We start from the raw sequence: 26,111 nt of genomic DNA on the forward strand, positions 1-26,111 counted from the left end.
AACCCCCCCTGTTCCTACTCCCGGACCACCAGCACAGAACAATCCGCATGGCGGACGACGTTGGCCGCATTGGAGCCGATCAGGTAGGTGGCGAAGCCCGGATGATGCGAGCTGACCACGATCAGATCCGCGTGAAACGTCTTCGCCGCTTCCAGCACCTCGTGATAGACGCCGCCGGTGCGCACATCGACAGAGACCTTGTCGGCTGGCAGGCCGAGGCCTCGACCGATGTCCTCAAGCCGCTTGCGCATGTCGGCGAGCGTCTTCTCGTCGAAATCCGGCGGGAGAAACTCGGACACATAGCCCTGCACAAAGGGCATCACCGACAGCAGACGCAGGACCGCGCCATAATCGTTGGAAAACTGCGCCGCCTTGGCGAGCGCGGGCTTGGAGAAGTCGGTTTCGGCGGGGTCAACGGCGACCAGGATTTTCTTGTACATGGCGCATCCACTCCTCTTCGTTGGAGCCAGCATCCGCCATTCAACGAGCGTCCGCGTTGAGCAATGTCAAACCGCAGGTGCGACGTCGCGCGTGGCCGGACGACCGGATGACGCGGTATTGGCGAAATAGCGCCCCGGCGTGGTGCCGAAAGCCTTGCGAAACGTGGCGATGAAGGCGCTCGGCCCTCGTAGCCCAAAGCATCGGATATCTCGCCGACGGCACGGCCCTGCGCCAGCCATTCCACCGCCTTCATCAAGCGCGCCTGCTTGCGCCAGGCGCGGAACGAAACATGCGTTTCCGCCGTGAAATGCCGCTCAAACGAGCGTTGCGACAGAGCCGCGGACGCCGCAACGTCGACAACACTGTCGGCGCTCGACGGATCGGCGATGATTCCGGCGATCGCCTTGCGCAGCCGCGCCGAATGCGGCATCGGCAGATGCAGCGGCGTCGCGGGTTCCGCCGCCAGTTGATCGACAATGACGGCCGCCAGGCGCGCCGCCGGCCCGTCTTCGGCGTATTCCCTCGGATGGGCCATGAAGGCCAGCGCCAGTTCCCGCAACAACGGAGACAGCCGGATGACGGCCGGCTGCTTCGGCAAATGCGTGACCAGCTCGGGACGGAAATACAGATACCGCAGCGTGGAGTGCTGGTGATAGGTGCAGGTGTGATGCATGCGCGGGGGCATCCACAGCGCCCTCTCCGGCGGCACCACGAAGCTGCCGCTGCGCGTTTCCACCGTCACCGACCCTGAAACGATATGGAAAAGCTGCGCCTGGGGGTGGCTGTGACCGGTGTTGACCGATCCCTTCTCCTGGGTTCCGGCATAGGCGATCACCGGCGCCTTCACGGCCTCGCGGGTGGTGGTGAACACATCGGGATGGATCATTTCAAACCTGCCTGATGCCTTTGGCGACTGGGAGACATTTTTTGACGAAATAACGATAACACGCGCTCAGGGATCGGCGCTATAGGACGGATATCCGCCCCTCCCGAGGCAGCCTACGATCCCGGTCTGTGCTTTCGGGCAAGGCGTCCTTTTCGGATCGCAACGCACCATCGAGTCTATCGACAGGATCCCCATGCCGCTCAGTTCCCCCACCCCGCCGACCGCCATGCAAGGTTCCAAGGCAGACTGGCGCACACCCGCGCTCATGCTGATGATCATGGCCGGCGCCATGCAGTTGTCGTTCGCCGCCTGGTGGAACCTGATGAACAATTTCGCCGTGCATGAGCTCGGCTTCACCGGCCGCGAGATCGGCATCCAGCAGACCATCCGCGAGATCCCGGGCTTCCTGTCGTTCGCCGCGATATACGTGCTGCTGGTCATGCGCGAGCAGACCCTGGCGCTTATCTCGCTGACGCTGCTCGGCGTCGGCGTGGCGATCACCGGATATTTTCCCTCCGAGTACGGCTTCTACGCCACCACTTTGCTGATGTCGCTCGGCTACCATTACTACGAGACCATGAGCCAGTCGCTGTCTCTGCAGTGGCTGCCGAAAGCGACCGCAGCCGCGACAATGGGCAAGATCATTTCCGTCGGCGCGATGGCGCAACTGGTCGCCTACGGCGTCATCTTCCTGGCATGGAAGACCTTCGACCTGTCGTTCGAACTGGTTTTCGCGATTGCCGGCGCGCTGACGTTGATCGTTGTGGTGTTTCTGGTTGTCAGCTTCCCGCAGTTCCGTGAGGCGGTACCCCAGCACAAGAAGCTGATCCTGAAGAAGCGCTATTGGCTGTATTACGCGCTGACCTTCATGGGCGGCGCGCGTCGTCAGATCTTCACCGTCTTCGCCGGCTTCCTGATGGTCGAGCGCTTCGGTTACCACGTGCATGAAGTCGCCGCCCTGTTCCTGGTCAACGGCGTCTTCTCCATGCTGCTGGCGCCCTCGATCGGCTCGCTGATCGTGCGCTTCGGCGAGCGCCGCGCGCTGACGCTGGAATACATCGGGCTGATCGGCATCTTCATTGCCTACGCCTTCGTCACCAACGCCACTGTCGCCGGCGCGCTTTACGTGATCGACCACGCCTTCTTCGCCATCGCGATCGCCATGAAGACTTATTTCCAGAAGATCGCCGATCCAGCCGACATCGCGCCGACCGCCGGCGTCGCCTTCACGATCAACCACATCGCGGCTGTCGTGATCCCGGTCAGCTTCGGCTTCATCTGGCTGATCTCGCCGGCGGCGGTGTTCCTTGTCGGCGCGGTGATGGCCTGCGCCAGCCTGGGGCTTGCCCGGCTGATCCCTCGCGATCCGGCGATCGGACACGAAACAATCTGGAAGCGTGCCAACTACACGCCCCTGCCGGCCGAATAGTTCCGCCTACTCGTGCCGCAGCGCCTCGATCGGATTGAGGCGCGCGGCCTGCCGGGCGGGGAAGTAGCCGAAGATCACGCCGATAAAGGCAGAAAACACGAAGGCAATCAGAATCGTCGTCCCGTCGAGCACAAAGGGCATCTCCATCAACCTGACGGCGATAAACGCGAGCCCGATCCCGGCCAGAATCCCAATGACCCCGCCAAACAGCGACAGCACGACCGCCTCGACCAGGAACTGCATCAGCACCTGCCGCTCCAGCGCACCGATGGCCAGCCTGATACCGATCTCCCGCGTGCGCTCGGTCACGGACACAAGCATGATGTTCATGATGCCGATACCGCCGACGAGAAGACTGACGGCGGCGACCGCGCCGAGCAGTCCGGTCATCAATGTCGTCGTCGCGGTCATGGTCGAGACGATCTGCTTCATGTCGCGCACGTTGAAATCATCGTCCTTGCCCGGCGCGATCTTCCGGCGCTCACGCAGCAGGGCCTCGATGTCAGTCTGAACCGTGCCCGTATCGACGCCGTCAGCCGCAGACACATAGATCATCTCGATGTCGGTTTTGCCGAGAATCCGACGCTGCACCGTGCGCAACGGCATGATGACCGTGTTGTCCTGGTCCTGGCCGAAACTCGACTCGCCCTTTGCCTCCAGCACCCCGATCACCTCGCAGGAAACCGCCTTCAGCCGGATGCGCTCGCCGATCGGGTCAGCGCCGGCGAACAGCTCCCGATTGATGGTCTCGCCGATAATGCAGACCGGCCGGCCGGCCCTGAGTTCGCTGTCAAGGAACGTGCGCCCGCGCGCCAGGGACCAGTCCTGGGTGATCAGGTAGTCATTGTCAGTGCCGCGGATTGACGTGGTGCGATTCTCGTTGCCAACCACCGCGATGCCGCTGGTGGTCACATTCGCCGATACCGCCTTGACGCTGTAGAGCTGCGCCTTCAGCACGGCCACATCGAAACGATCAAAGGGCTTGGCGTCGGAACGCACGCCACCGGGCCCACGCTGGTCCTCGCCCGGGCGCACCACCAGCAGGTTGGTGCCCAGCTTGGACAGGCTTTCGGTAACCTGCGCCGTTGTGCTGCGGCCGATCGAAACCATCGCGATGACAGCCGCGACGCCGATCACGATTCCGAGCACGGTCAGCACGGAGCGCATCGTGTTGCGGCGAATCGCCTTGAAGGCGAGCTTGACGGTTTCCCACCACATCACGCCATCTCCGCGTTGATGGTATCGCGTGCGACACGGCCATCGACAAAATGAATGGCACGCCGGGCGAAAGCGGCCATCTCCAGTTCGTGCGTCACCATGGCAATGGTAATGCCACGCTCCTCATTCAGGCTCACCAGCAATTCCATGATCTCGCGGCTGCGGGCGGTGTCGAGATTGCCGGTGGGTTCATCGGCAAGAAGCAGCACCGGATCGGTAACAATGGCGCGCGCGATCGCAACGCGCTGCTGTTGTCCGCCTGACAACTGGGCCGGCGTATGCCCTTCGCGGCCGGCGAGACCGACCTGGTCGAGCGCCTTGAAGGCGCGCGCGCGGCGCTGCTCCACCTTCATACCTCGATAGATCAGGGGGAGTTCGACATTTTCCAGAGCGCTCGAGCGGGCGAGCAGATTGAACCCCTGGAACACGAAACCGATGAAATGGCGCCGCAGCAGCGCGCGCTGATCGCGCGACAGAGTGCTCACATCGGCACCATCGAACAGATAGGTCCCCGCACTGGGCGTATCGAGACACCCAAGAATGTTCATCGCCGTCGATTTGCCCGAACCGGACGGACCCATGATGGCGACGAATTCGCCGCGATGGATGGCGAGGTCAACGGCATCCAGCGCATGCACGGCGGTCTCGCCAGCGCCATAGACCTTGCTCACGCGCTCGAACTGAACGAGCGGCGTGTCCTCAGCTTCCGAGGGAAGCGACATATCCACGGCCACACTCCCGTCAGCCATTCACGGCGGAATTGACAATCACCGCATCCCCGGGGGCGAGTTCGCCGCCGACAATCTCGGTGTGCTGACCGTCGGTAACACCGGTCAGCACGTCGACAGCCACCGGGACGCCATTGCGCAGCACCCAGACTTGCGGCGAAGCCGCGCGCCGCGCGTTGCGGCTCGCCGACCGGATCCGAGGCGGTCCCATTCGAAACAGTGAGGTAAGGCTGACCGATGCGTCGTCAGAACTCTCCGTGCTCGGCGGCTGGAACCGCAGCGCCGCATTCGGCACCAGCAAACCATTCTCCACACTCTTGACGATTATCTCGGACGTCGCGGTCATGCCGGGACGCAGCAGCAGCTTACCGTTGTCGACCGTCAACTCCGCCTGATAGGTGACCACGCCGTCGGCAGTCACCGGCGCATAGCGCACCTGACGAATGATCGCGGGAAACGTCTGATCCGGATAGGCATCGACGGAGAAGGACGCGGTCTGACCGGCAACCACCTGCCCCACATCGGCTTCGTCGATATCCACCAGCAGCTCCATCTGCCGAAGATCCTCCGCGACCGTGAACAGGACCGGCGCTTGCAGGGAACTCGCCACGTACTGACCCGGGTCGACGCCGCGATCGAGCACGATGCCGTTGATCGGCGAGACAATCCGGGCTTTCTCCAGATTGGTCTCGGCGATCTGCAGGCTCGCCCTGGCGACATCGATGTCCGCATTGGCGATCTCGACGCCGGCGAGCGCGCGAGCGTGCTCCGCCTCCGCCGTGTCGAGGTCGCTTTGCGAGGCCACATTGCGCTGCACGAGCTGGCGCACACGGGCAACCGAGCTCGATTTCTCCTGCACCGTCGCGCGCGCCTGGGTAAGCGACGCCTGTTTGGTCAGCAGGGTGGCGCGTGCATGGGCCACTTCCGCCGCAAGCTTGTCTGTATCCAGCGTTGCCAGAAGCTGGCCCACGCTTACCTCATCGTTGTAGTTGACCACGACAGAGCGAACGATACCGGACAATTCGCTCGAAATATCGACCTGATTGGTGGGCTCCACCGTACCGGTCGCGGTCACCGAAACCGTGACGTCACCCCGGACGACCGTCTCGGTCGTGTAACGGACGCTGTCGCCGGTCCGGGCCAGCGTCCAATACCACGCGCCACCGGCTGCGAGTACCACCAGCGCCACGACCATCAGGATGATCCGCCGCCTGCGCCCTCCTCCGGCCGCCTTTTCGCGCGCCAGAATTGCCGCTATGTCATCGCCCGCCGGGGGTTATCCTGCATATTCATGAAACGCCGCCTCACGCGATGGATCCGATAGAGCGATCACCCTCTCAACAGATCCAGACAATCGAGTTCAACTCAGTGCCTGCCGAGCGTGTCCGATACCAATTGTGGGATTGGCGCGGCACACGCCTGCATGGCAGCGTGAGGGCGACACACGCCCCCCGCCATGAGTTCGATCAATAACAGCGCCGGAGAGCCCGCGATAATTACAAATAATTAAATGTCTTGGCGGGTTGGCATGGGTGTGACGGCAGCCACCTGACACCCCGGCACATGCTGCGCGACGCGCGCCGGGCACCGGAGGCCGGGTGCGGGTTCGATTTCGAAAAGCGGCGACCGACTTTCAGGAATGCTCTCAGGCCTGGCGCTCGGGCACCTGGACGACGAGACCGTCGAGTTCGTCGGTCACCTTGATCTGGCACGACAGGCGCGAGGTCGGCTTCACGTCATAGGCGAAGTCGAGCATGTCTTCTTCCATCGGCTCCGGCGATCCGACCTTCTCCGCCCAGGCGTCGTCCACATAGACATGACACGTCGCGCAAGCGCAGGCGCCGCCGCATTCGGCCTCAATGCCCGGGATCATGTTCTTGATGGCGTTTTCCATGACGGTCGAACCGGAGGCGGCGTCAATGTCCGTCCGCTCGGCGCCATCGGCGCTGACAAATGTGATTTTGGGCATGAAGGTCCGCTGGATTGAGGGTTTGGGCCAAGGAGATGTTCGTCCCCAGATAACCACTCAGCGCGAACAGTCAAGCGCGAAGCTGCCCTGAGCCGTGCCGCAAGGCGGTCGAAACGGTCGCGGTTGCCTTCCGAAGGGCGGCTTCGGGCGCCGGCCGGAACAGATACTCAGTCCAGAAGAGCCTTGATGTAGGTATTGGCTTCGTCGATCGCGCCTTCCAGCGCAACCAGCGGCTCCCCTGTATCAGCCCCTTCGACGGCTTCCGCGCATTCCGCGACCTGCCAGGCACCAATACCGCGGCGGATCCCTTGATCGTGTGGGCCGCGCAGGCGCGCTGCTCATGGTTTGTGGCGCCCTTCATCTTGTCGAGAAACACGACCGACTGGCGGATAAACAAACGCAGGACTTCCTGCTCGAGATCGCGATTGCCCAGTGTGTGGCGCGCAAGATGAACCAGATCCACGGGATGCGCGCCGTGGCTGCGGACGGCCCGCGAACCGCCAGATGCATCCCCCGCGCATGAATCGCCAGGGACGTACCTCTGAAGTGCTGCCACTACAGCCATGATCGTCTCCGTCGCTGGGCGCCAATCGGACGCCGCCCCGCAATCACGCAGATCCCGGATCGCGGGCCTGTTCCGATTCGCGGCCGACCCTCTGCCGTCGATCTCCACAGTGGACGTCGAAGACGAATGCCCCGTTAAGAATGTTGGCAAAACGGCTGGCATTGCCGCCACGATTGAGAACAAAGTGAATTATTGGTTAACGGCCATACAGGCACCCGATTGACCTTGCGTCCCGTACCCGGAGGGCTCTGCGCCGCAGACGTGTCCGACCGGAATTCCGGGTGTCATCTTTTGCCGTGCGACGGGCGCGGCCGGCGGCTATCCGGACGGCGGGCGATCGAGCGCCTCATATCCCGCCCGGGTCAATTTGCAGACGACCCAGTCAGGCTTAATTGGATTGGAAAACCAAGGTTCTGCCCAACCTTTGGCGATGCAGCTTTCAATCGTGCGCCGCCCGACTTCGCGGCCATCGTGGTAAAACAGCGGCAGCTTTCCACCGGGCTGCGACGTGCCCAGTTCAAGCCACCGGCGTTGCGCCGCGGACGGCTGCGCGAGGCCCCGGGGAGCTTCTTCGCGACGAGTCCGCGCCGTCGATTTCTGCCGCTTCGTCATGGCTCTGTCCGCTCCCGCAGGCCGCCTCGCCAAACCGTCTTTTCTTGTTCATTTACCCTGATTGTGCCATTACGATAGGAAGCGCGGCAAGACGGGAAGAAGGTCGTTCGGCCACAACGATTTACCCGGCGGACTGAAACCTTATTTCCAAGTGTGGACATACGAGCTCCGCAGCGGCCGCGCGCGACGCCGCAAGACGACCACATTCACGGGGTCAATCGGGCGGCAACGGCAATTAGTAGAGTTCGGATACGAGGCGACCAATCATGGCGGGCAACTCTCCAAAGGTTAAGGATCCGGCTGAAGCGGCACTCTCGGCAGTCGAAGAGGCGCTCAAGCTCGACTTTGGCGGACCGGCCGATGCCGGCGGCGCACCGGCGCCGTCCGTGTCTCCCGAGAAGGCCTCCACCTCCGCGAAGACCGCGACCAGTCCCGCGCCCGCCGCGCCTCAGGCGGAGTCCGAGGCACAGGCTGCTGAGCAGGAGCGGTCCAAGGATCGCCGCCCGGCCGCCCGCCGCGGCCGCGGCAACCGCCCCAATGCCGCGAACGACGACCGCCGCTCCATCGGCAACCTGATTTACGCACTCCAGCGCCAGCCCTCCTCGGCGCCGATCTGGATGGCGTTCATGATGAGCGTCGTGTGGCTCGCGATCGGCGGCGGCATCCTGTGGTCCGTCTTCGGTCCGGAAATCCTGACGATCACCACATTCGCGCAGCTGGCCGCCCGCCCGGCGCTCATCGCTGGCGCAAGCGCCGTCGTTCTTCCGGTGGCCTTCTTCTGGGTGCTGGCAATCATGATCCGGCGCGCGCAGGAAATGCGCATTGTCGCCCGCGGCATGACAGAAGTCGCCTTGCGCCTTGCTGAACCCGAAGACATTGCCAAGGAATCCGTCCTCAGCGTCGGCCAGGCCATCCGCCGCGAAGTCGCCGCCATGGGCGACGGCATCGAACGCGCCATGGCGCGCGCCAGCGAGCTTGAGGTGATGGTTCACAACGAGGTCTCCTCGCTGGAACGCTCCTACAACGACAACGAGCTGAAGATCCGCGCGCTGATCGAGGAACTCGTCAGCCAACGTGAAGCCATCGTCTCCAACGCCGACCGGGTGCGCACATCCCTGTCCGGCGCGCATGAGACCATCGCCACCCAGTTGACCACCACGGCCGACCAGATCGAAGCCACGGTCAGCAGCGCCACCGGGCGCATCGGCGGCGCAGTCGAATCCGGCGTGCTGCATTTCTCCACGACGGTTGACCAGCATGTCTCGGAGCTGAACTCCAGCGTCGACGTCGCCAGCCAGTCCCTCGTCAACACCCTGACGAGCCGCAGCGAGACCTATGTCAACCAGCTGACGAGCACCGGCTCACAGCTTGCCGAAGCGCTGCAGGAACAGGGCGGCACGTTCAGCGATCAGATCACCACCACGGCGACCAGCCTCGTGGAAGCGCTGTCCAACCGCGGCAACGAGATCAACATTCACCTCACGGATGCGACCGACTCCCTGATCACCACGCTGACCGATCGTGGCCGCGCGATCAACGAGACACTCGCCTCCACCACCGCCGAGATCTCCGAGACGTTCTCCGCCACCGGCGCGTCGGTCACCAGCGCCTTCGCCCAGCGCAGCGAAGAAATCACGGCGCACCTCGACGCGACCGGCAACCGGCTTGTCGACACCGTGTCCGAGCGCACCGAAACACTGACGAACACGCTCGAGAGCCGCGTCGGCGCCCTCGACGAGGCCCTCTCGCAGACTGGTGAAAGCGTCATCGAGAGCATTGCCCACCAGGGCAACCAGGTCACAAGCATGATCGCCACCAAGGGCGCCGAGATCATCGATACGGTGACCAGCCGCACCACGGACGTTGCCGAAATCCTTCAGGGCACCGGTGAGTCCATCGTCGTTGACCTGTCGCTGCGCGGACAGGAAATCGCCTCCAAGATGGACGAGACGGCCGCCCATCTTTCCGAGACGATTTCGGGCAAGGGCGGCGAACTTGCCGACCGCCTTGGCAGCATCGGCGACCGCATTCATTCGTCGATCACCGTCGACGGCGCTGCGCTCGACGAGCGGCTCAACAGCCGCGGCCAGGAACTGGCTGACGTCATCAGCCAGCACACCGGCGCGTTCGAACAGACCGTCAGCACGGCGAATGCGGACATCAGCGCCGCCCTTGGACAGCGCTCGGCGGAACTGGCGCAAAACCTCGCGGAAACAGGCACAGAGCTTGCGCGCCTGATTGGCGCGCGCGGCGAAAAGCTGACCGGCGAACTCGGCGAGATCGGCTCGCAAATCACCGATACGCTCGACGTCCGCGCCCGCGTCCTGCACGACGGGCTGGCGACACGCCTCGCCGAGCTCGACTCTCTGATCAACGTGCGCGGCGGCGATCTGGTCAACAGCTTCGAGCAGAAGACCGGCGCCATCTCCTCGACGCTCGACGGCCATATCGCCAGCATCGAATCCGCGCTCGAGCAGCGCACCGGCCAACTCGCGACGACGCTGGAAAGCGGCGGAACACGGATTTCCAATACCCTGGAAGCCAAGGTGCAGGATGTCTCCAACGCCATCGGCCAGCGCGCCAGCGAGATGGAAACCAACCTGTCGAGCAAGGCCGATCAGGTCTCCGAGGCGCTCAGCGAACGCGCCGATTCCATCGGCAAGCGGCTCGAGGAACGCGCCGACGCCATCGGCCAGACCATGGGCGAGCACATCCAGGCATTCGACCGCTCCGTCGGCACGCAGATCGAAACCGCCTCGACAAGCCTGTCGGACAAGGCGGACAAGCTCGTCACCTCCATGAGCCACAACATCACGCGCGTCGACGAAACGCTCGATGCCCGCGCCCGCCAGATCAGCGAAACGCTGATCAGCCGCACGCGCGAAATCGCCGGCGCCTTCGTGACCGGACAGAGCGAGATGACCGAGGCGCTCAACGGCCGCCTGGAAGAAGTCAGCCAGGTCCTGTCGCGGCAGACCCAGGAGCTCACAGAGACGCTGTCCGAGCGCATTGCCGAGATCAACGTTTCGCTCGGGTCGAAGATCTTCGAGGTCGCCGAGACCCTGGACGATCGCGCCGAGGGCATCGAGCGCATGCTCGCAACCCGCCTCGCCGCGATCTCCGGCACCCTGGCGTCCGAAAGCGAGAAGGCCCGCATGGTCGTCTCGCAGGCGATGGCGCAGGCCGGCGATACGCTCGGCGACGAGAGCGCCCGCGTTCGCGACCTGGTGCTGCAGACCATCGAGCAGGCAGGCCGGTCCATGATGGCCGAAAGCGAGAAGGCACAGGCCCTCTACTCGGCATCGCTCGCCCAGATGGCCGGCTCGCTGACCGGCGAAAGCGACGCGGTGCGCGAGAACCTCGCCCGCACGATCGCCGAAGTCAGCGGCAGCCTGAACGCCGAGAGCGAACACGCGCGCCTCGTCCTCGGCAGCACGGCCAAGGAACTGCACGCACTGATCTCCGGCGAGACCAACGATCTGCGTGATCGCGTCACATCGGCCATCGAGGATGCCGCCGCCACGCTGTCGGCACGCGGCCGCACCGTTGCGAACGAGCTGAAAGCACAGGCCGGCGATTTCAACGAGGCGCTGTCGAGCCGGTCCTCCGAGCTCGCCCATCTGATCGGAACCGACGGAAACGAGCTGATCAACGCCATCGAGGCGCGCTCCTCCGAACTGACCAGCCGCGTGAACGAGGTCAACAACGCCATCCTCGAGGCGATCACCGTCAAGGGCCGCAACGTCAGCGAGACGATTGCCCGCCAGGGGCTGGAAACCAGCCGCATCCTGGCCGAAAGCGGCGATCAGGTGACCCGCGCCATCGAGGAACGCACCCGCGATTCCATGTCGATGCTGGACACGACCAACGAACGGCTGCAGTCGGACATCACCGGCATCCTCGAAAAGCTCAATCAGTCCAATTCGAGCCTACAGGGCGTGTTGGCGGACGCCAGCGACAATCTGTCGGAGATCGAAACCGGTCTCACCCGCCGTGCTGGAGATTTCCGTTCGGCGGTCGACCGCGCGGTCAGCGAGACCAACGCGTCGAGCGGCCTCATCGGCGAACAGGTGGACAACCTACGTCAGGTGAGCGGATCGATGCTCGGGGACATCACGGATCTGGCAAACCGCTTCGAGGAGCAGAGCCGCCAGTTGACCTCCGCCGCACGCCATCTCGATGAAAGCAATCGAGCCTTCGAGGACTCGGTCGGCGACAAGGCCGCGACCATCGAGACGGTTGCCAAGACGCTTGTTGCCAAGACGGAAGCCGTCGACAGCCTGTCGCGCGCCTTCGCTAGCCTGATGGCCGAGACCCTGGAAACGGCCGATCAGAAGGCACGCTCGGTCGCCGAACTGCTGGCGACCACGGCCGACACCGCGACCCAGACGCTGGCCGAACACCTGGGGTCCATGCAGCGGACCGCAGGGCTCGAAAGCCAGAAAACCCGCGAGACGGTGGAAGCCACGCAAGCCGCGTTCCTCAACGAGGTCACGCAGACCGCGGCGGAAGCCTCCGAGCGTTTCAACGAGGCGACCGAGCGCATGCGTGCGATCGCTCGCGAGGTGCAGCGTGAACTGAATGTCACCCGCAGCGAACTCAAGCGCGGCGTTCTGGAGCTTCCCGAAGAAGCGCGCGAATCGTCCTCCGCCATGCGCAAGGTGGTGAGCGAACAGATCCGCGCACTGAACGAGCTTTCGCAAATCGCCGCCCGCCAGCCCAACGCGCTGGACGCGACACAGCCCGCCGAACCGGCTCGCGCCGGAAATGGCGCGCGCGCCGCCGCCCAGCCGCAACAGCCTGCCCCGCAACCGGCTCAACCGGCGGCAGACGCACAGCAGTATGAGGCGCGCCGCCGTCCGCAAGCGCCCGAAAGCACGTACCAGCCGGCACCGGCACGCGGCGCAGGCAACGACGCCCAACAGAAGGGCTGGATGTCCGATCTGTTGCGCCGCGCCTCACAGGACGAAGGCGACACCGGCGCGAGCGAACGCGCCGCACCGGCGGCCGCGCCGTCGGGCGGCTCGCGCAGCGCGCTGCACATGGTGGAATCCCTGAACTCGCTGTCCATGGACATCGCCCGCGCCATCGATCACGAGGCCTTCATCGACCTTTGGGACCGCTATCGCGCCGGCGAACGCAACGTCTTCACCCGACGCCTTTACACGCTGCAGGGCCAGCAGACGTTCGACGAGATCCGTCAGAAGTACAAGCGCGATCCGGAGTTCCGCTCCGCTGTCGACCGCTACATCGAGGACTTCGAGGCGCTCATCAAGCAGGTGTCGCAGAACGACCGCGACAACATGCTGAGCCAGACCTACCTCACGTCCGACACCGGCAAGGTCTACACGATGCTGGCGCATGCGAGCGGCCGCCTCGAGTAGGACCTCGGCCAATCCAAAAAAAAGGCGCGCTCCTCGGAGTGCGCCTTTTTTTGTTGCCAGAAGCTTGGAACGTCGCAGAAGCCCTGTCAGATCTTTCCCAGCGTCCATACAAGCAACTCGCCCAACGCCTGATCAAGCGCCCGGTTCATCGCTGCCACGGCATCGTTCACCTTGTCGCTCGACGCATGCGCTTTGGCGACAAACGTCTTGGTCGCCACGACGCGGCCATTGCGGTCGTTGATGATCTTCGCCGAAAACTCGACAACCGCATCGCGGCTGCCGTTGATGTCCAGCTGGAATGCCCGGATATCGGTCGCGAGCTGGTAGTCGATCAGCAGGCCTTCACCGGGCAATCCGGCGGCCCGCAGCCGTCCGGTGTTCTCGAACGCCTCGACCATCTTGGCCTGAAACAGCTTCGGGACCCGATCGCTCCATGCGGCATTGCCGAAATAGCTGATGCGGGTGCGATCCGAGACCACCGCGATGTTGTCGGTATCGAGCGCGGCAACGGCCCGCGGGATCGGCACGAGGATCTGCGCGCGGCTGCCACCGATGGAGGCCGGAAAATCGGACGGCGCGGAAAGCGTATAGATCTCCCGCGGCGCTGTGCCAGCACCCAAAACCGAACACCCGGTCACGCCCGCGGCCAGCGCGGTCGCGGCGAGGATCCTGGCAAGCGTCAGTCTTTTACGCCGAACCAAACTCATTCCAACCAACGCCCTTTTCCCTCGCCCACGCCATCAAACCGCTTCAGCGCGCCACGGCCCGCGATAGCAGAAAATCACAAACGCAATCGTGCTCAAAGCAATAGAGCATTCCGTCACCATATCAAATTTAGTTGGGCGTTGTTTCATTGCGTTCTCACACCGCGATCAGCGCCGCCGCGCGCCATCGTACACAGGAACATCGTCTCCGCCGAAAATCACGCGGCTCGGATTGCGCTCGAAACCGCTCACCGCGCGTTCGAACTGTTCCAGCGTCCGCCGTCCCTGCTCGATCATCGCCTGGAGATCGCGCAGGCCCCGGCCGGAGAACCTTGCAAAGCCATCGGCGATCGGCCCGGCGCGCCCCTCGAAGGCTTGGGCGATCACCCGGATCGAGCGCGCCGCTTCCGTGGCTTCCGCAATGAAGCCCTTGCCATCGCCATCCACGAAGCCATCGACCTTGGCGAGAATGCCATCGATACGCGTGGACGCCTCGTTGAGCCGGCCGGACAGTTGCTTCGCATCGGCGACGATCTGATCGATGTCCGGCTGCTTGGATTTCAAATCGGCCGTGAAGTCGCTGACATTGCCAGCCGCGCGCCGCGCATCCGCGATGGCCTCGCGGATCGCCCCTGTTTCTCCCGCGATGCCTTCGGTGACCGTATCAATGGATGCCAGCACATTGGCCACCTTGTCCGGATCGACCGCCTTGACGATACCGTCGACGCTGGTCAACGTGGAATTCAGGCGTCCCGAGAGCGCCGTCATGTCCTCACCCAGACGGCCCGCGTCGTCGATGAACCTGGTGATCGTCTGCGTCCGGGTCTCGACCGCCTCGCTCATGCTCCGGATGCTTTTGGCCGCGGCGCGCGCATCGGCCATCACAGCGGCGAGGTTCTCGCCCTGTTCGGCAATCTTGCCGGACACATCATCCACGTTGCCGACGATCGACTCGATCCGCGCAGGATCCACGGAGGCGACCAACGCATTGACCCGCGCCAACGTCTCATTCAGCCCGGATCCGAAATTCTCGAGTTCGCCCATGGTCGTCTTCGCGGTTTCGACCACCGCGTCGATGCCGGCGACCGCGCGCCCAAGCTGATCCGACGCGTTCGCCACATTCTCGACGACACGAGCGACCTTCTCGGGGTCCACGGCGGCCACCACGGATTCGCCGGTCACCACCAAGGTTTCCAGCCGCCCCGACAGACTCGTGAAGGCATCGGTGGCATCCGACACCCCCGCCATGAACTTCTCCACACCCTCGGAGTTGGAGGCGAGCGCTTCAGAGAAGCGCTTCACATTGCCCACCGTGTCGCTGACCCCCTTGCGGTTGTCCTCGACAAGGGAATTCACGGACGTCAGCGTCTGGTCCGCCTTGCCAAGAATCTGACGCGCACCGTCAACAAGGTCTTGAAAGGCGGAACGTTCCGCCTGCAGGGTCGGAACGCCGGCCTGGGAAAACAGCAATGGCAAATCGGGGGAGCCGCCGGCGAGCTCAACATAGGCAACGCCTGTGAGCGCGGAGAACCCCAGTGTGGCGCGCGTATCGCTGCGCAACGGCGACTCGCCGTCAATAGCCGCCACGGCAATCACCTTCGTCGGATCGTTCTGGTCAAACATCAGGTCGCGCACCTGGCCAACCTTGATGCCGTTGAAATATACCAGGCCACCCACCGCAAGACCCGTGACCGAGCCCGGAAACACGACGCGCACTTCCCGGATCTGCTTGCCATTGTCCTGGGTCGACAGCCAACCGACAAACAGGAACGTCGTCACCAGCGTCAGCAAGGCGAATGATCCGATGGCAATGTAATTAGCCCGCGTTTCCATGGACGTCTTTCCCTTGACCGCCGTGCATTGACCGGCCGATCAGGCCCGCAATACGGCAATCCGTCTCGAAGTGCAAAAGCCGCGCGCACGGGTCAGCCGCACACCAGCTCCTAGTCGTTTCGCCGCGCGCCGCGGATCCCGTGAAAATAAGACCGCACCCACGGATGATCGAATGCGAGCATGGTTTCCATCGGCCCCGCGACCAGCACACGTTTCTCGCCGAGGACCGCGATCCGATCGCATGTCGTGTGCAAACTATCGAGGTCATGGGTGACCATGTAAACCGTCAAGCCAAGTGTGTCGCGCAACTGCATGATAAGATCGTCAAAGGCCGCCGCGCCAATCGGATCGAGACCCGATGTCGGCTCATCGAGGAACACGATGGTCGGATCCAGCGCCAATGCGCGTGCGAGGCTTGCCCGCTTGATCATTCCCCCGGACAGCTCCGAGGGCAACTTCTCCGCGGCGTCTCGGGGCAAGCCCACCATCTCGATCTTCAACAGCGCCAGTTCGTCCATCAGCCGCTGCGACAGCTTCAGGTGTTCGCGCATGGGAACCTGGATGTTCTGCCGCACGTTGAGCGACGAGAACAGGGCGCCTTGCTGGAACAGCACCCCCCAGCGGCGCTCCACTTCCGCGCGGCCGGCATCCGACAACGTCTTCAGATCCTGGCCAAACACTTCAACCGTGCCGCCGCGCATCGGCGTCAGCCCGAGAATGGCGCGCATCAGCACCGACTTGCCCGTGCCCGACGCGCCGACAAAGCCGAGGATCTCGCCGCCGATGACGTCGAGATCGAGATCCTTCAAGACCAGCGTGTCGCCAAATCCCACGGTGACACCACGCGCGCGCAGCACAACCTCACCCTTGGCCAGAGAAAGGTAGCCAGGCGTCTCGCCGGTGGGCCGCTCGCGCATCGATTCCGCCATGGCTAAACCCCGATACCGGCGAAATACATCGCAAACAGACCATCGACCACAATAACCATGAAGATCGACTTCACCACCGACAGCGTGGTGTGAAGACCGAGCGATTCGGAGCTGCCGCGCACCTTGAAGCCTTCGACACAGGCGACGAGGCCAATGATCAGCGCCATGAAGGGCGCCTTGGTCAGCCCGACCAGAAGCGTCTCGACGGTCAGCGCCTCCTTGAGAAACAGCATGAAGCTGAATGGCGGAATATCGAGATAGACCCAGGACACCAGGCCGCCGCCGATCAGCGCCGCGATATTGCCGAAAATCGTCAGCATCGGCAGTGCGATCATCAGGGCGATCACCCGCGGCAGCACGAGCACCTCGGTCACCCGCATACCGATGACCTGCAGCGCGTCAATCTCCTCGTGCATCTTCATCGAGCCGAGTTCGGCCGTGAACGCGCTGCCGGAACGCCCGGCCACCATGATGGCTGTCAGAAGCACGCCGATTTCCCGCAACACCAGCACACCAACCAGATCCACCACATAGCGGTCGGCGCCGAACTGGCGCAGGTAAAAACCACCCTGCTGCGCAATGATACCTCCGATGAGAAAACACATCAGAACAACGATGGGCACGGCGCCGATGCCGGCGCGGTCAAACTGGTGGGCAACCGATATCAGCCGGATACGGCTGGGATGCCGGACGACATTGGCCAGCACCATGACCAACGTGCCGAGAATGTTCATGACGGCAACCGCATCACGGCCTATCTCGACGATCTGCCGGCCCGTCGTCTCGGCCAGCCAGACCAGCGAGATCTTGCGCTTGCGCGGCGTCCACGGCGGCGGATGATGCGACTCCACACCGGACACAAGCTCGCCGTAGTCCTCGGAAAGGTTCTCCACCGTCACCCGCGCGCCGAGAAACTCCAGCTTCGCCTGCAGCCGGTGCAGCAACCACGCGCCCGAGGTGTCCATTGCGTCGATGCCGCTCAGGTCCAGCAGCACCTTGCCCGGACGGCCGACATCGAGCGCATTGACCATCGCCTCGACGTCGCGCGCGTTGTCGAGCAGCCACAGTCCCGAGGCTGTCACATGCGCCACATCGCCGTCATGGCGCACGGAAAGGTCCAGCGGATTAACCGGTGCGTGAGCAGTCATGCGTTTCAGATTTCACCAGTTCCGGGCGCGCAGGCCCCTTCAGAATTCCCGGCGATTATAGGGGCGTTGCAATGCGGTGTCCCCGACAGCGGCAGATTTGCGACGAATCCGAAAAGCTATTGTGAAAATGACACGCCGCACGAAACGCTAGCGCTGCCGCGCCAGGCGCCTGACAGCGACCGCGCCGAGCAACACAAGAGCAATTGCGCCGCCGGCCGCCATGCTCCAGAAAGCAATCACCGGATCGGCGCTGTAAAGCGGTCCCGCGGCGAGCGTTCCGAGCGCCGTCGCGATACCGCCGAACGTCGAGGCAAGTCCCTGCGCGGTGGCGGCGCGGCGGGCCGGAATGGAAACGGCGACAAATCCGATCATGCCCAGGTGCGTGGCCCCGAAGGTCAACCCGTGCAGGATCTGCAGAGAGAAGGCCGCAAGAACGCTTTCGGCGAACGGAAAGCACAACCAGCGCACGACGGCAGCACAGCCACCGATGGCGACCATCGTCATTGGCCCGACGAAGGCGCGCAACCGGGTCGCGGCCGCAAACAGCCCGATCTCCACGATCACGCCAACGACCCACAGCGCGCCGATCGTCGTCTCCGAGATGCCCGCCCGGCGCCAGTGCAACGATGAAAAGCCATAGTAGACGGCGTGACTTCCCTGGATGAGGCCCACCGCGAGCAAGACCGTCAGGAACACCGGATTTCGCAGCGAGATTGCCGGCCCTCCGGCCGCCGGCGTGACGCCTTCCTGGTGTCCAAGCTCCGGCAGAGTCGCAGCGACGACGACCATCGCCAGCATGGATCCCGCGAGACCGAACGGCACAAGCGACGACGGCCAGACCTCCAGCGCCATTCCGCCGGCCAGTGTCGCGATCACAAAGGCGACGGAGCCCCAAAGCCGCATCCGGCCATAGTCGCCAATGCCGCTTCGCACCGCGTCCATGGCATAAGCGTCGCTGAGCGGAATGATCGCGCCATGGAACAGCGACGTGAAAACCGCCACCGCGAAAAGCGCGGCGAAACCGTCGACAAAGGCATAACAGGCAAATCCGAAGGCGCTTGCCCCCGCTGTGACGATGAGCGCCAAAACACGCCGCCCGAAGCGGTCGGCGATGGCGGTGACCAGCGGACTAGCAGCAATCCGTATTGCCAAGGGGGTGGCGAGTATGAAACCTATCTCGGTGTCGTCAAGTCCCCGGTCCGCGAGAAAGATCGGGAAAAACGGGAGGAATATGCCCAATGCCAGAAACTGAAAGCCGAACAGAGATCCGATTCGCATCGGCATTCGGGCCGCATATTTCTCCGGCGTCGTGACGGTTTTTTCCACGTTCTAAACTCGCGTTAACACTTCGTGCGCTAAGAAACAGGATCGGGAGGCTGTGTCTCGTTAGCACAGCCGGTTCGACGCCGCCGAAAGAAAAGCCGAGGCAGAAGCCCCATGGTCCAAGCCAGTCCCCCCTCCCCGCTGCGGGAGGAAGACTACGAAGCGATCGAAGCAGCCGTCATGGAGACGGCGCGCGGACGCTGGTTCCTTTCCGAGTTTGCCCAGCGCAACCGGTCGGCGGACACGAATGTCCTGCTCGACGCCATTCAAAAGCTGGACAAATCGATGCGGCGGGAACGCAAGGGCCCGCAGATTAACCGAATTCAGCTCGACCTCGCCGACATGCAGGAAGCGATCACCCGCACCAAGCAGGAGATCGCCCAGATCAAGCATGAGTCGGACGACGGCGACCGCTTCACCGAAGCCTCCAATGAACTCGACGCGATCATCAGCCAGACCGAAGGCGCCACCCAGGACATTCTGAACACCACGGAAAAGATCCAGGAACTGGCGTGGACGCTGCGCGAACAGGGCATCGACGAGAAGGTCTGCGACGACATCGACGCGCACACCACCGACATCTACATGGCGTGCTCCTTCCAGGATCTGACCGGACAGCGGACCCAGAAGGTCGTGCAAGTGCTGCGCTACCTTGAATCGCGCATCAACGAGATGATGGAAATCTGGGGCCTCGAAAGCGACGACATGGATGTCGAACGCGCGCCGACAAACCAGAATGATGCCCGTCCCGATGCGCATCTGCTCAACGGACCGCAGCTTGAGAACAAGGGGATCAATCAAAACGACATCGATGCGCTGATGGATTTCAGCGCCGCGGCGGACCCTGATGCCGCTGTGACGATCGAGCACGACGCCGACGAGATCACACCACACGCCGAAGAATCCGGCGCCGACCCGGATGCGATGGACGTCGCCACCGCAGCCGACGTGGCTGATGACGCGCCCGACGCGAGCACCGAAACAGTCGATTTCACATTCGGCAGAACCGATGACGATGCGCAGGCCGACGTTTTTGCACCTGAGGCCGCCGCGGACGAGAGCGCTCCGGACGCGACCACGGATGCCTCCGAAGACGTGATGGGCGCGGACGTGTTCGCCAGCGGCGACATCAACGCCACGCTTGCCGAAATGGTCGGCGCTGATGCCGCCGACGACACGCCGGAGATCGACCCAATCGACGAACCGGAGGCCGAGGGCGCCGATATTTTCGCCGCTGCGGATGACGCGGCTGAGGACATTTCCGGGGACGCCGACGACGACATGTCTGCCGCCGTGTCCGAACTCACAACCGATGCCGCCCGGAAGAAGACGCTGACGGCTTCGACACGATCGAGACGGCCTCCGGTGATCCTCACGCCGAGGCACAAGAGGAAGACGACGCCGACGCGGCGTTCGAGGAACTGGATGCGTCCGAGGAACCCGCCGTGCTCAAGGCTGACAGCGACGACTCCAACCCGCTGAGCAGCCTCTCCACCGGCGAGCGTCTGGCGCTGTTCAGCTAGAGCTGGACTTTTCGAGAGTCGATCAAGGCCCTGGATCGCTCCGCCACACTGGCCGGAAGCGGTCCGGGGCTTTTTTTCGGAAACCTATCCGGCCAGGGCGCGCGCCATCATGGCCGGCTCGATGTTGCCGCCGGACAGCACCACGGCCACGGTCTTGCCCTCCACTGGGAAATGCCCGCTCAGCACCGCGGCCAGCGCCACGGCTCCGCCGGGTTCCAGCACCAGCTTCAATTCCCGGAACGCATAGGCAACGGCGGCGAGCGCCTCCGCGTCGCTGACCGCAAGGCCCTGCGACAGACGCTTTTCGTTGATCTGGAATGTCAGCGTGCCGGGCATGGGCGAAAGCAGGGCATCGCAAACCGAGCCGCCCGCGCGTTCGTTGCCAAGACGCCTATGCGCGGCAAGCGAGCGCGCCGTATCCTCAAAACCCTCCGGCTCCACGGAGCAGAGCCGCGTGTTAGGCGACAATCCCTCAAGCGCCAGCGCCAGTCCGGCGGTCAATCCGCCGCCGCCGCAGGGTGTCAGAACCTCGTCCGGCACCATGCCCATGGCGCCGGCCTGCTCGATCAGCTCAAGACCGGCGGTGCCCTGTCCCGCCATCACGCCCGCATCGTCGTAGGGGTGGACAAGGGTCGCGCCGCTCTCGGAGCAAAGCGTCGCCGCGATGGCTTCCCGGTCTTCGCTCTCGCGATCATAGGCAATGACCGTCGCGCCACTGGCCTCGGTGCGCAGGCGTTTCATCTCCGGCGCATCGGATGGCATGACGATGGTCGCCGGCATGCCGAGCATGCGCGCGGCTTCGGCCACGCCCTGGGCATGGTTGCCCGATGAGCAAGCGACGACCCCGCGCGGCCTGTCGGCGTCCTCAATCATCGAAAGCCTGTTGAAGGCGCCGCGAAACTTGAACGTCCCGGTGCGCTGCAAGCACTCGGGTTTCAGCAGGATCCGCCCTCCGGTCAGCGCGTCCAGCGCATCCGATCGCAGCAGCGGCGTCACCACCGCGTGGCCGGCGATGCGCGCCCGCGCGGCCTGCACGTCCGAAAAGCCAGGCAATCTGTTCATGAGAATCTCCTGCGAAACCGAGTCGCAGGATACTCAAAAGGCAACTGACGCAAAGTCCTTATTCGGCCGCGCGCACGAGGTCCCCGTTTGCGGCGAGCACATTGTCCAGAAACTGCTGCGCGCTGTTGCGCCACGTGTAGCGCAAGGCGACCTCGCGGCAGTGCGCCCGGTCAATTTCCAGAGCCGCGAGTGCCGCTTTCCCAAGATCCTTGTCGAGCACGCCCGCGCCGCTGCCGCCGATCACGTCGAGCGGCCCCATCACGGGATAAGCGGCGACCGGCACGCCGCAGGCCAGCGCCTCCAGCATCACGTTGCCAAAAGTGTCCGTGAGGCTGGGGAACACGAAAACATCCGCCGCGGCATAATGCGCCACGAGATCCTCACCGACCCTGGGACCGGCAAAATGGACGTCCGGATAGGCGCGCCTCAACGAGTCCAGCTGCGGTCCGCCGCCCACCACCACCTTGCTGCCCGGCAGGTCCAGATCAAGAAAGGCCTTGATGTTCTTCTCGACCGCGACACGGCCGACATTGACGAAAATCGGTCGCGGCAGATCGTAGACCATTACGTCCACGGGCTTGAAGATGGTCTGGTCCACACCGCGCGACCAGCGCATCAGGTTGGTGAAACCGCGCGCCGCCAGATCCTGCTCGAGCGAGAGCGTTGCCACCATGCATCCGGAGCCACCGTTGTGGAACCGCCGCAGCATGGCGTATGACCAGCTCTCGGGAACCGGCACACGGGCGGATACGTATTCCGGAAAGCGGGTGTGATAGCTCGTTGTGTAGCTGCGCCCCGCCGCCAGCGCGACCTTGCGCGCCAGCATGCCTAACGGCCCCTCTGTGGCGATGTGAATGTACCGCGCGCCGCTGTCCTCGATCCGTCGCCGCACCCGCGAGGGCCATGTCAGCGACAGCCTGATTTCGGGGTAGCTCGGACAGGGAATGGTGCGAAATTCCAGCGGCGTAAGGATGTCCACCTCGACACCCATCTGCCGCAATTCGCTCGCCGTGCGGTCGAGCGACCTCACCACACCATTGATCTGGGGATGCCAGGCATCGGTGACGATGAGGATCTTCGTCATGCCACGGCCTGCTGATCGGCCTGCGGCGCCACCGGCTGCAGCACCCGGGCGCGATCGGCCCAGCGGATCAGCTCCATGGTGCCGTCGTGATGCTCGGCCACCGCGGTGCAGCTCTCGACCCAGTCGCCGGTGTTGATGTAGTTGATGCCGAAGGTGTGGTGGTTGGTGGCGTGATGGATATGGCCGCAAATCACGCCATCCGCTCCGCGCCGGCGCGCCTCCTCGGCCAGAGTGCGCTCGAAATTGCCGATGAAGCTGACGGCGTTCTTCACCTTCAGCTTGGCCCAGGCCGACAGCGACCAGTAGGAAAAGCCCAAGCGGCGGCGCACGACATTGACCCAGGTGTTGACGCCCAGCGCGGTGACATAGGCCCAGTCGCCGAAGTAGGCGAGCCACTTCGCGTGCCGCACAACCACGTCGAACTGGTCGCCGTGAATGACCAGATAGCGCCGGCCGGCCGCCGTCTCATGGAAACAGCTGTCTGTGACCTCCACGCCACCAAAATGCGTTCCCAGATAGTCGCGCAGGAACTCGTCATGGTTGCCGGGCACGTAGACGACACGGGCGCCCTTGCGCGCCTTGCGCAGCAGCTTCTGCACTACGTCATTGTGTTCCTGCGGCCAATGCCAGTTGCGCCGCAACCGCCAGCCGTCGACGATGTCGCCGACAAGATAGACGGTTTCCGCGTCGTGGCAGCGCAGGAAATCAAGCAACATGTCCGCCTGACAACCGCGCGTTCCAAGGTGAACGTCTGAGAGAAACAGTGCCCGGAAATGGCGTGTGTCGGAACGATCGGTCATCGTTCGTTCTCCGATTTGATGTGACGCCCATTAACCCGATTCACGTCTCAGATTTGTGACATGGGACGGCGATCTTCCCCGACGGTAGAAGGACATAGTCTTTGACCCCTCGCGCGCCGCGCGGTAGAGGATCGGGCAGGACACCGCAATCGTTCACAGAGGGGACACATCATGGATCTGGGTATTTCAGGCCGCCGCGCGATTGTCTGCGCATCGAGCCGCGGATTGGGGCGCGGCTGCGCCACGGCGCTGGCGCAGGCCGGCTGCGAAGTGGTGATCAACGGCCTCGACAAGGAACGGCTCGACGCCACGGCAGAGGCCATCCGCAACGCCACGGGCGCCAGGGTGATCGCGGTCGCGGCCGACGTCTCGACCCCGATGGTCAGAAGGCCCTACTGGACGCCTGCCCGGATCCCGACATTCTGGTCAACAACAACGGCGGCCCGCCGCGCAAGGATTTCCGGGAACTCGACCGCGCCGCGATGCTGGCCGGCGTGACGCAAAACATGATCACGCCGATCGAGCTCATCCAGGCGACCATCGACGGCATGGCGGCGCGCGGGTTCGGCCGCATCGTCAACATCACCTCGATGTCCGTGCGCATGCCGATCGAGGGGCTGGATCTGTCGAGCGGCGCTCGCGCCGGACTGACGGCGTTCCTCGCCGGCGTCTGCCGGACGGTTGCCGACAAGGGCGTGACGATCAACAACATCCTGCCCGGCAAGATGGACACCGACCGCCTGCGCGGCGGATTTGCCCGCGCCGCGGAGCAGTCGGGCATGAGCCTCGAGGAAGTCCGCAAGATCCAGGCGGACGAGGTTCCCGCCAAGCGCTTCGGCACGGCGGAGGAATTCGGCCAGACCTGCGCCTTCCTGTGCTCCGCCCACGCCGGCTACATCACCGGCCAGAACATCCTGCTCGACGGCGGGTTGTATCCGGCAGCGTTCTGATCAGGCGATCAGGAAGCTGGAAACGGAACGACAAAGGGCCGGTCAATCGACCGGCCCTTTTCTATTGCATCCGCTCAGGAGCTTTGGATCAGAAGGAATACCGCAGCGCCGCGGACACGATGTTGACCGAAGAATCGACGTCACCGGTGTAGGTCAGACCTGCAAAATCCTGATGCCCCGCAACGATGTTCACCCGCGTGTCGTTGGCGGTGAAGATGTGGGTATAGCCGAGATCGAGCGACAGGTTCTCCATCGGCTTGTAGGTCATGCCCGCGCTGAGCCAGATTCGGTCGTCGTCCGGAAGGCGCAGGGAACGGATGCCCGTGTCGATCGGCGACATTTCGTAGGCGGCGCCGGCGCGTAGGGTCAGCTGTTCGTTCCAGTCGTACTCGCCACCCAAGGCGAAGAACCAGCCGTCATCGTAGTTGAACGGCAGGGTGCTGATTGTCGCACCGGTCGCCTTTGAAATGATAGCCGGTGCCTTCAAGCGGCTCCAGTTTGTCCACTCGACCGTACCAAGCACGCGGAACTGATCCGTGATCCGCTGCTTCACGGAAAAGGTCACCATTTCAGGAGTAATCAAGCTCGCAGTGATCGGTGTCGCAACACCGCCAATCGTAAGGTTGCCGTCCAGCTTGTGGCTGACCCCGAACGAAACCCCAAACCGATGTCGGTTCCCTGCATCGGCGTCACGGTCACACCGGCGGTGAAACCAAAGCCGAAATCGTCACCGGTCAATTCGAGACCAGGAGTCCCGGGAGCAACGCCCAAAGCCCGGGTCAGCCGGACATCCAGGTACTGCACCTGCAGTCCCATGGCGACCGAGATCATGTCATTGAACTTGTAGCCGACGATCGGGTTGGCGTTGACGGAGAACACTTCCGACGTGCGGGCGTAAACCTGGCCGGACCAATCGGGCCCCGCCTTGGTGCTCAAACCGAACTGGCTGTTAACCGCGAGGCCAAGATAGATTTCCTCGTTGACCTGATAGCCGAAATAGCTGGCCGGAACCCAGGCGTCGGAGCCCATGTCGCCGCTCCCGCCGAACGGCGCGGTCGCAACGGTCGCGTCCGGCGTGATTTCGACTTCCGGAACGATGAACGTGCTGTTTGACTCCGCCGTGAACCCCTTTGTGTTCGTCACCGTCGCGGAGTTCCAGAACATCGAAGAGATCGACGGGCCGCCCGCCGCGTTGCCCGCGAACGACATGCCCTGATAATAGGCGCTCTGCTCGCGCAACGCGAAGGCGCCGGCGAACGCATCGCCTGTACCGGCAATCGCCATCGCCACCGTCGCCAAAAGTATCGCTCTTTTTTCCAGCATTGCCGTTCCCACCCAGACTGTTTCGCATGTGCGGTCCCGCAAGCGCTTCAAACAAGCCAGACCCGAGCTCGTGATCTTTTGAAGCAACGCGACCGCCAAGCAGCTTTTGCGCTGATTTGTCACGCATCGTACCGATCAAATTTGCACACAAGCAACATCGTTTTCGGTTCCGGCTGGCGTTGCCAACAGACGCCAATATC

General features: G+C 63.6%; 21 protein-coding genes and 1 pseudogene. 4 read left to right on the top strand and 18 right to left on the bottom strand.

Features of this window, described 5'->3' with window-relative positions; genetic code table 11:
• Window positions 1-14: 14 nt before the first annotated feature.
• Window positions 15-428 (bottom strand): universal stress protein, encoded by a 414-nt coding sequence (locus tag D1F64_RS24105; protein WP_248304786.1) that lies wholly within the window; start codon window positions 426-428, stop codon window positions 15-17.
• Window positions 320-1,327, bottom strand: coding sequence for a helix-turn-helix transcriptional regulator (locus tag D1F64_RS24720; protein ID WP_117413224.1), 1,008 nt, complete (start codon window positions 1,325-1,327; stop codon window positions 320-322). Before D1F64_RS24720 ends, D1F64_RS24105 begins: the two co-directional genes overlap by 109 nt.
• A gap of 193 nt (window positions 1,328-1,520) precedes the next feature.
• Here D1F64_RS24720 and D1F64_RS15905 point away from each other — a divergent pair, with 193 nt between their 5' ends.
• The gene (locus D1F64_RS15905; RefSeq protein WP_205470499.1) at window positions 1,521-2,756 is read left to right on the top strand and encodes an MFS transporter; all 1,236 of its coding nucleotides are present in this window, start codon (window positions 1,521-1,523) and stop codon (window positions 2,754-2,756) included.
• Window positions 2,757-2,762: 6 nt separating this feature from the next.
• On the opposite strand, the gene D1F64_RS15910 is transcribed toward D1F64_RS15905, so the two are convergent.
• The 6 genes from D1F64_RS15910 to D1F64_RS15935 all read right to left on the bottom strand — a co-directional run bounded on the left by D1F64_RS15910 (window position 2,763) and on the right by D1F64_RS15935 (window position 7,848).
• Window positions 2,763-3,974, bottom strand: a complete 1,212-nt coding sequence (locus tag D1F64_RS15910) for an ABC transporter permease (protein ID WP_117413225.1) — start codon at window positions 3,972-3,974, stop codon at window positions 2,763-2,765.
• Complete coding sequence (locus D1F64_RS15915) at window positions 3,974-4,696, bottom strand: ABC transporter ATP-binding protein (protein WP_117414648.1); 723 nt, start codon at window positions 4,694-4,696, stop codon at window positions 3,974-3,976. Before D1F64_RS15915 ends, D1F64_RS15910 begins: the two co-directional genes overlap by 1 nt.
• A gap of 19 nt (window positions 4,697-4,715) precedes the next feature.
• A complete protein-coding gene (locus D1F64_RS15920) occupies window positions 4,716-5,897 on the bottom strand; it encodes an efflux RND transporter periplasmic adaptor subunit (protein ID WP_117413226.1) in 1,182 nt (393 codons plus the stop codon).
• A gap of 450 nt (window positions 5,898-6,347) precedes the next feature.
• The gene (locus tag D1F64_RS15925) at window positions 6,348-6,671 is read right to left on the bottom strand and encodes a 2Fe-2S iron-sulfur cluster-binding protein (RefSeq protein ID WP_117413227.1); all 324 of its coding nucleotides are present in this window, start codon (window positions 6,669-6,671) and stop codon (window positions 6,348-6,350) included.
• Window positions 6,672-6,741: 70 nt separating this feature from the next.
• Entirely contained in the window at window positions 6,742-7,134 is a 393-nt protein-coding gene (locus D1F64_RS23505; RefSeq protein ID WP_162901606.1) for a hypothetical protein, read from the bottom strand.
• Window positions 7,135-7,554: 420 nt separating this feature from the next.
• A complete protein-coding gene (locus tag D1F64_RS15935; protein ID WP_117413229.1) occupies window positions 7,555-7,848 on the bottom strand; it encodes a hypothetical protein in 294 nt (97 codons plus the stop codon).
• A gap of 266 nt (window positions 7,849-8,114) precedes the next feature.
• On the opposite strand from D1F64_RS15935, the gene D1F64_RS15940 reads away from it, so the two are divergent.
• A complete protein-coding gene (locus tag D1F64_RS15940; RefSeq protein ID WP_117413230.1) occupies window positions 8,115-13,232 on the top strand; it encodes an antitoxin in 5,118 nt (1,705 codons plus the stop codon).
• An 86-nt stretch (window positions 13,233-13,318) separates the two neighbouring features.
• On the opposite strand, the gene D1F64_RS15945 is transcribed toward D1F64_RS15940, so the two are convergent.
• The 5 genes from D1F64_RS15945 to D1F64_RS15965 all read right to left on the bottom strand — a co-directional run bounded on the left by D1F64_RS15945 (window position 13,319) and on the right by D1F64_RS15965 (window position 19,172).
• On the bottom strand, window positions 13,319-13,939 hold the full coding sequence (locus D1F64_RS15945; RefSeq protein WP_117413231.1) for an ABC-type transport auxiliary lipoprotein family protein: 621 nt from the start codon (window positions 13,937-13,939) through the stop codon (window positions 13,319-13,321).
• Window positions 13,940-14,104: 165 nt separating this feature from the next.
• Window positions 14,105-15,769: an MlaD family protein gene (locus D1F64_RS15950; RefSeq protein WP_117413232.1), complete on the bottom strand. Its 1,665-nt coding sequence runs from the start codon at window positions 15,767-15,769 to the stop codon at window positions 14,105-14,107.
• Between the two features lie 110 nt (window positions 15,770-15,879).
• Window positions 15,880-16,686: an ABC transporter ATP-binding protein gene (locus D1F64_RS15955; protein ID WP_117414649.1), complete on the bottom strand. Its 807-nt coding sequence runs from the start codon at window positions 16,684-16,686 to the stop codon at window positions 15,880-15,882.
• Window positions 16,687-16,700: 14 nt separating this feature from the next.
• Complete coding sequence (locus D1F64_RS15960) at window positions 16,701-17,846, bottom strand: ABC transporter permease (protein WP_117413233.1); 1,146 nt, start codon at window positions 17,844-17,846, stop codon at window positions 16,701-16,703.
• Window positions 17,847-17,993: 147 nt separating this feature from the next.
• Window positions 17,994-19,172 (bottom strand): MFS transporter, encoded by a 1,179-nt coding sequence (locus D1F64_RS15965; RefSeq protein WP_117413234.1) that lies wholly within the window; start codon window positions 19,170-19,172, stop codon window positions 17,994-17,996.
• Between the two features lie 111 nt (window positions 19,173-19,283).
• On the opposite strand from D1F64_RS15965, the gene D1F64_RS15970 reads away from it, so the two are divergent.
• Entirely contained in the window at window positions 19,284-20,651 is a 1,368-nt protein-coding gene (locus D1F64_RS15970) for a protein phosphatase CheZ (RefSeq protein ID WP_117413235.1), read from the top strand.
• Window positions 20,652-20,776: 125 nt separating this feature from the next.
• Here D1F64_RS15970 and D1F64_RS15975 read toward each other — a convergent pair whose 3' ends face one another.
• The 3 genes from D1F64_RS15975 to D1F64_RS15985 are packed head-to-tail and all read right to left on the bottom strand — an operon-like array spanning window position 20,777 to window position 23,638.
• Entirely contained in the window at window positions 20,777-21,754 is a 978-nt protein-coding gene (locus D1F64_RS15975; protein ID WP_117413236.1) for a threonine/serine dehydratase, read from the bottom strand.
• Window positions 21,755-21,812: 58 nt separating this feature from the next.
• The gene (locus D1F64_RS15980) at window positions 21,813-22,838 is read right to left on the bottom strand and encodes a glycosyltransferase family 1 protein (RefSeq protein WP_117413237.1); all 1,026 of its coding nucleotides are present in this window, start codon (window positions 22,836-22,838) and stop codon (window positions 21,813-21,815) included.
• The gene (locus D1F64_RS15985) at window positions 22,835-23,638 is read right to left on the bottom strand and encodes a UDP-2,3-diacylglucosamine diphosphatase (RefSeq protein WP_117413238.1); all 804 of its coding nucleotides are present in this window, start codon (window positions 23,636-23,638) and stop codon (window positions 22,835-22,837) included. Before D1F64_RS15985 ends, D1F64_RS15980 begins: the two co-directional genes overlap by 4 nt.
• Window positions 23,639-23,809: 171 nt before the next feature.
• Here D1F64_RS15985 and D1F64_RS15990 point away from each other — a divergent pair.
• Window positions 23,810-24,588 (top strand): annotated as a pseudogene (locus D1F64_RS15990) (SDR family oxidoreductase).
• 88 nt (window positions 24,589-24,676) lie between these two features.
• On the opposite strand, the gene D1F64_RS25150 reads toward D1F64_RS15990, so the two are convergent.
• Window positions 24,677-25,156, bottom strand: a complete 480-nt coding sequence (locus D1F64_RS25150; RefSeq protein ID WP_256372874.1) for an outer membrane protein transport protein — start codon at window positions 25,154-25,156, stop codon at window positions 24,677-24,679.
• An 11-nt stretch (window positions 25,157-25,167) separates the two neighbouring features.
• Window positions 25,168-25,911, bottom strand: coding sequence for an outer membrane protein transport protein (locus tag D1F64_RS25155; RefSeq protein ID WP_205470501.1), 744 nt, complete (start codon window positions 25,909-25,911; stop codon window positions 25,168-25,170).
• Window positions 25,912-26,111: the final 200 nt, after the last annotated feature.

Origin of the sequence: Breoghania sp. L-A4, from assembly GCF_003432385.1 — a bacterium.
Classification (GTDB): domain Bacteria; phylum Pseudomonadota; class Alphaproteobacteria; order Rhizobiales; family Stappiaceae; genus Breoghania.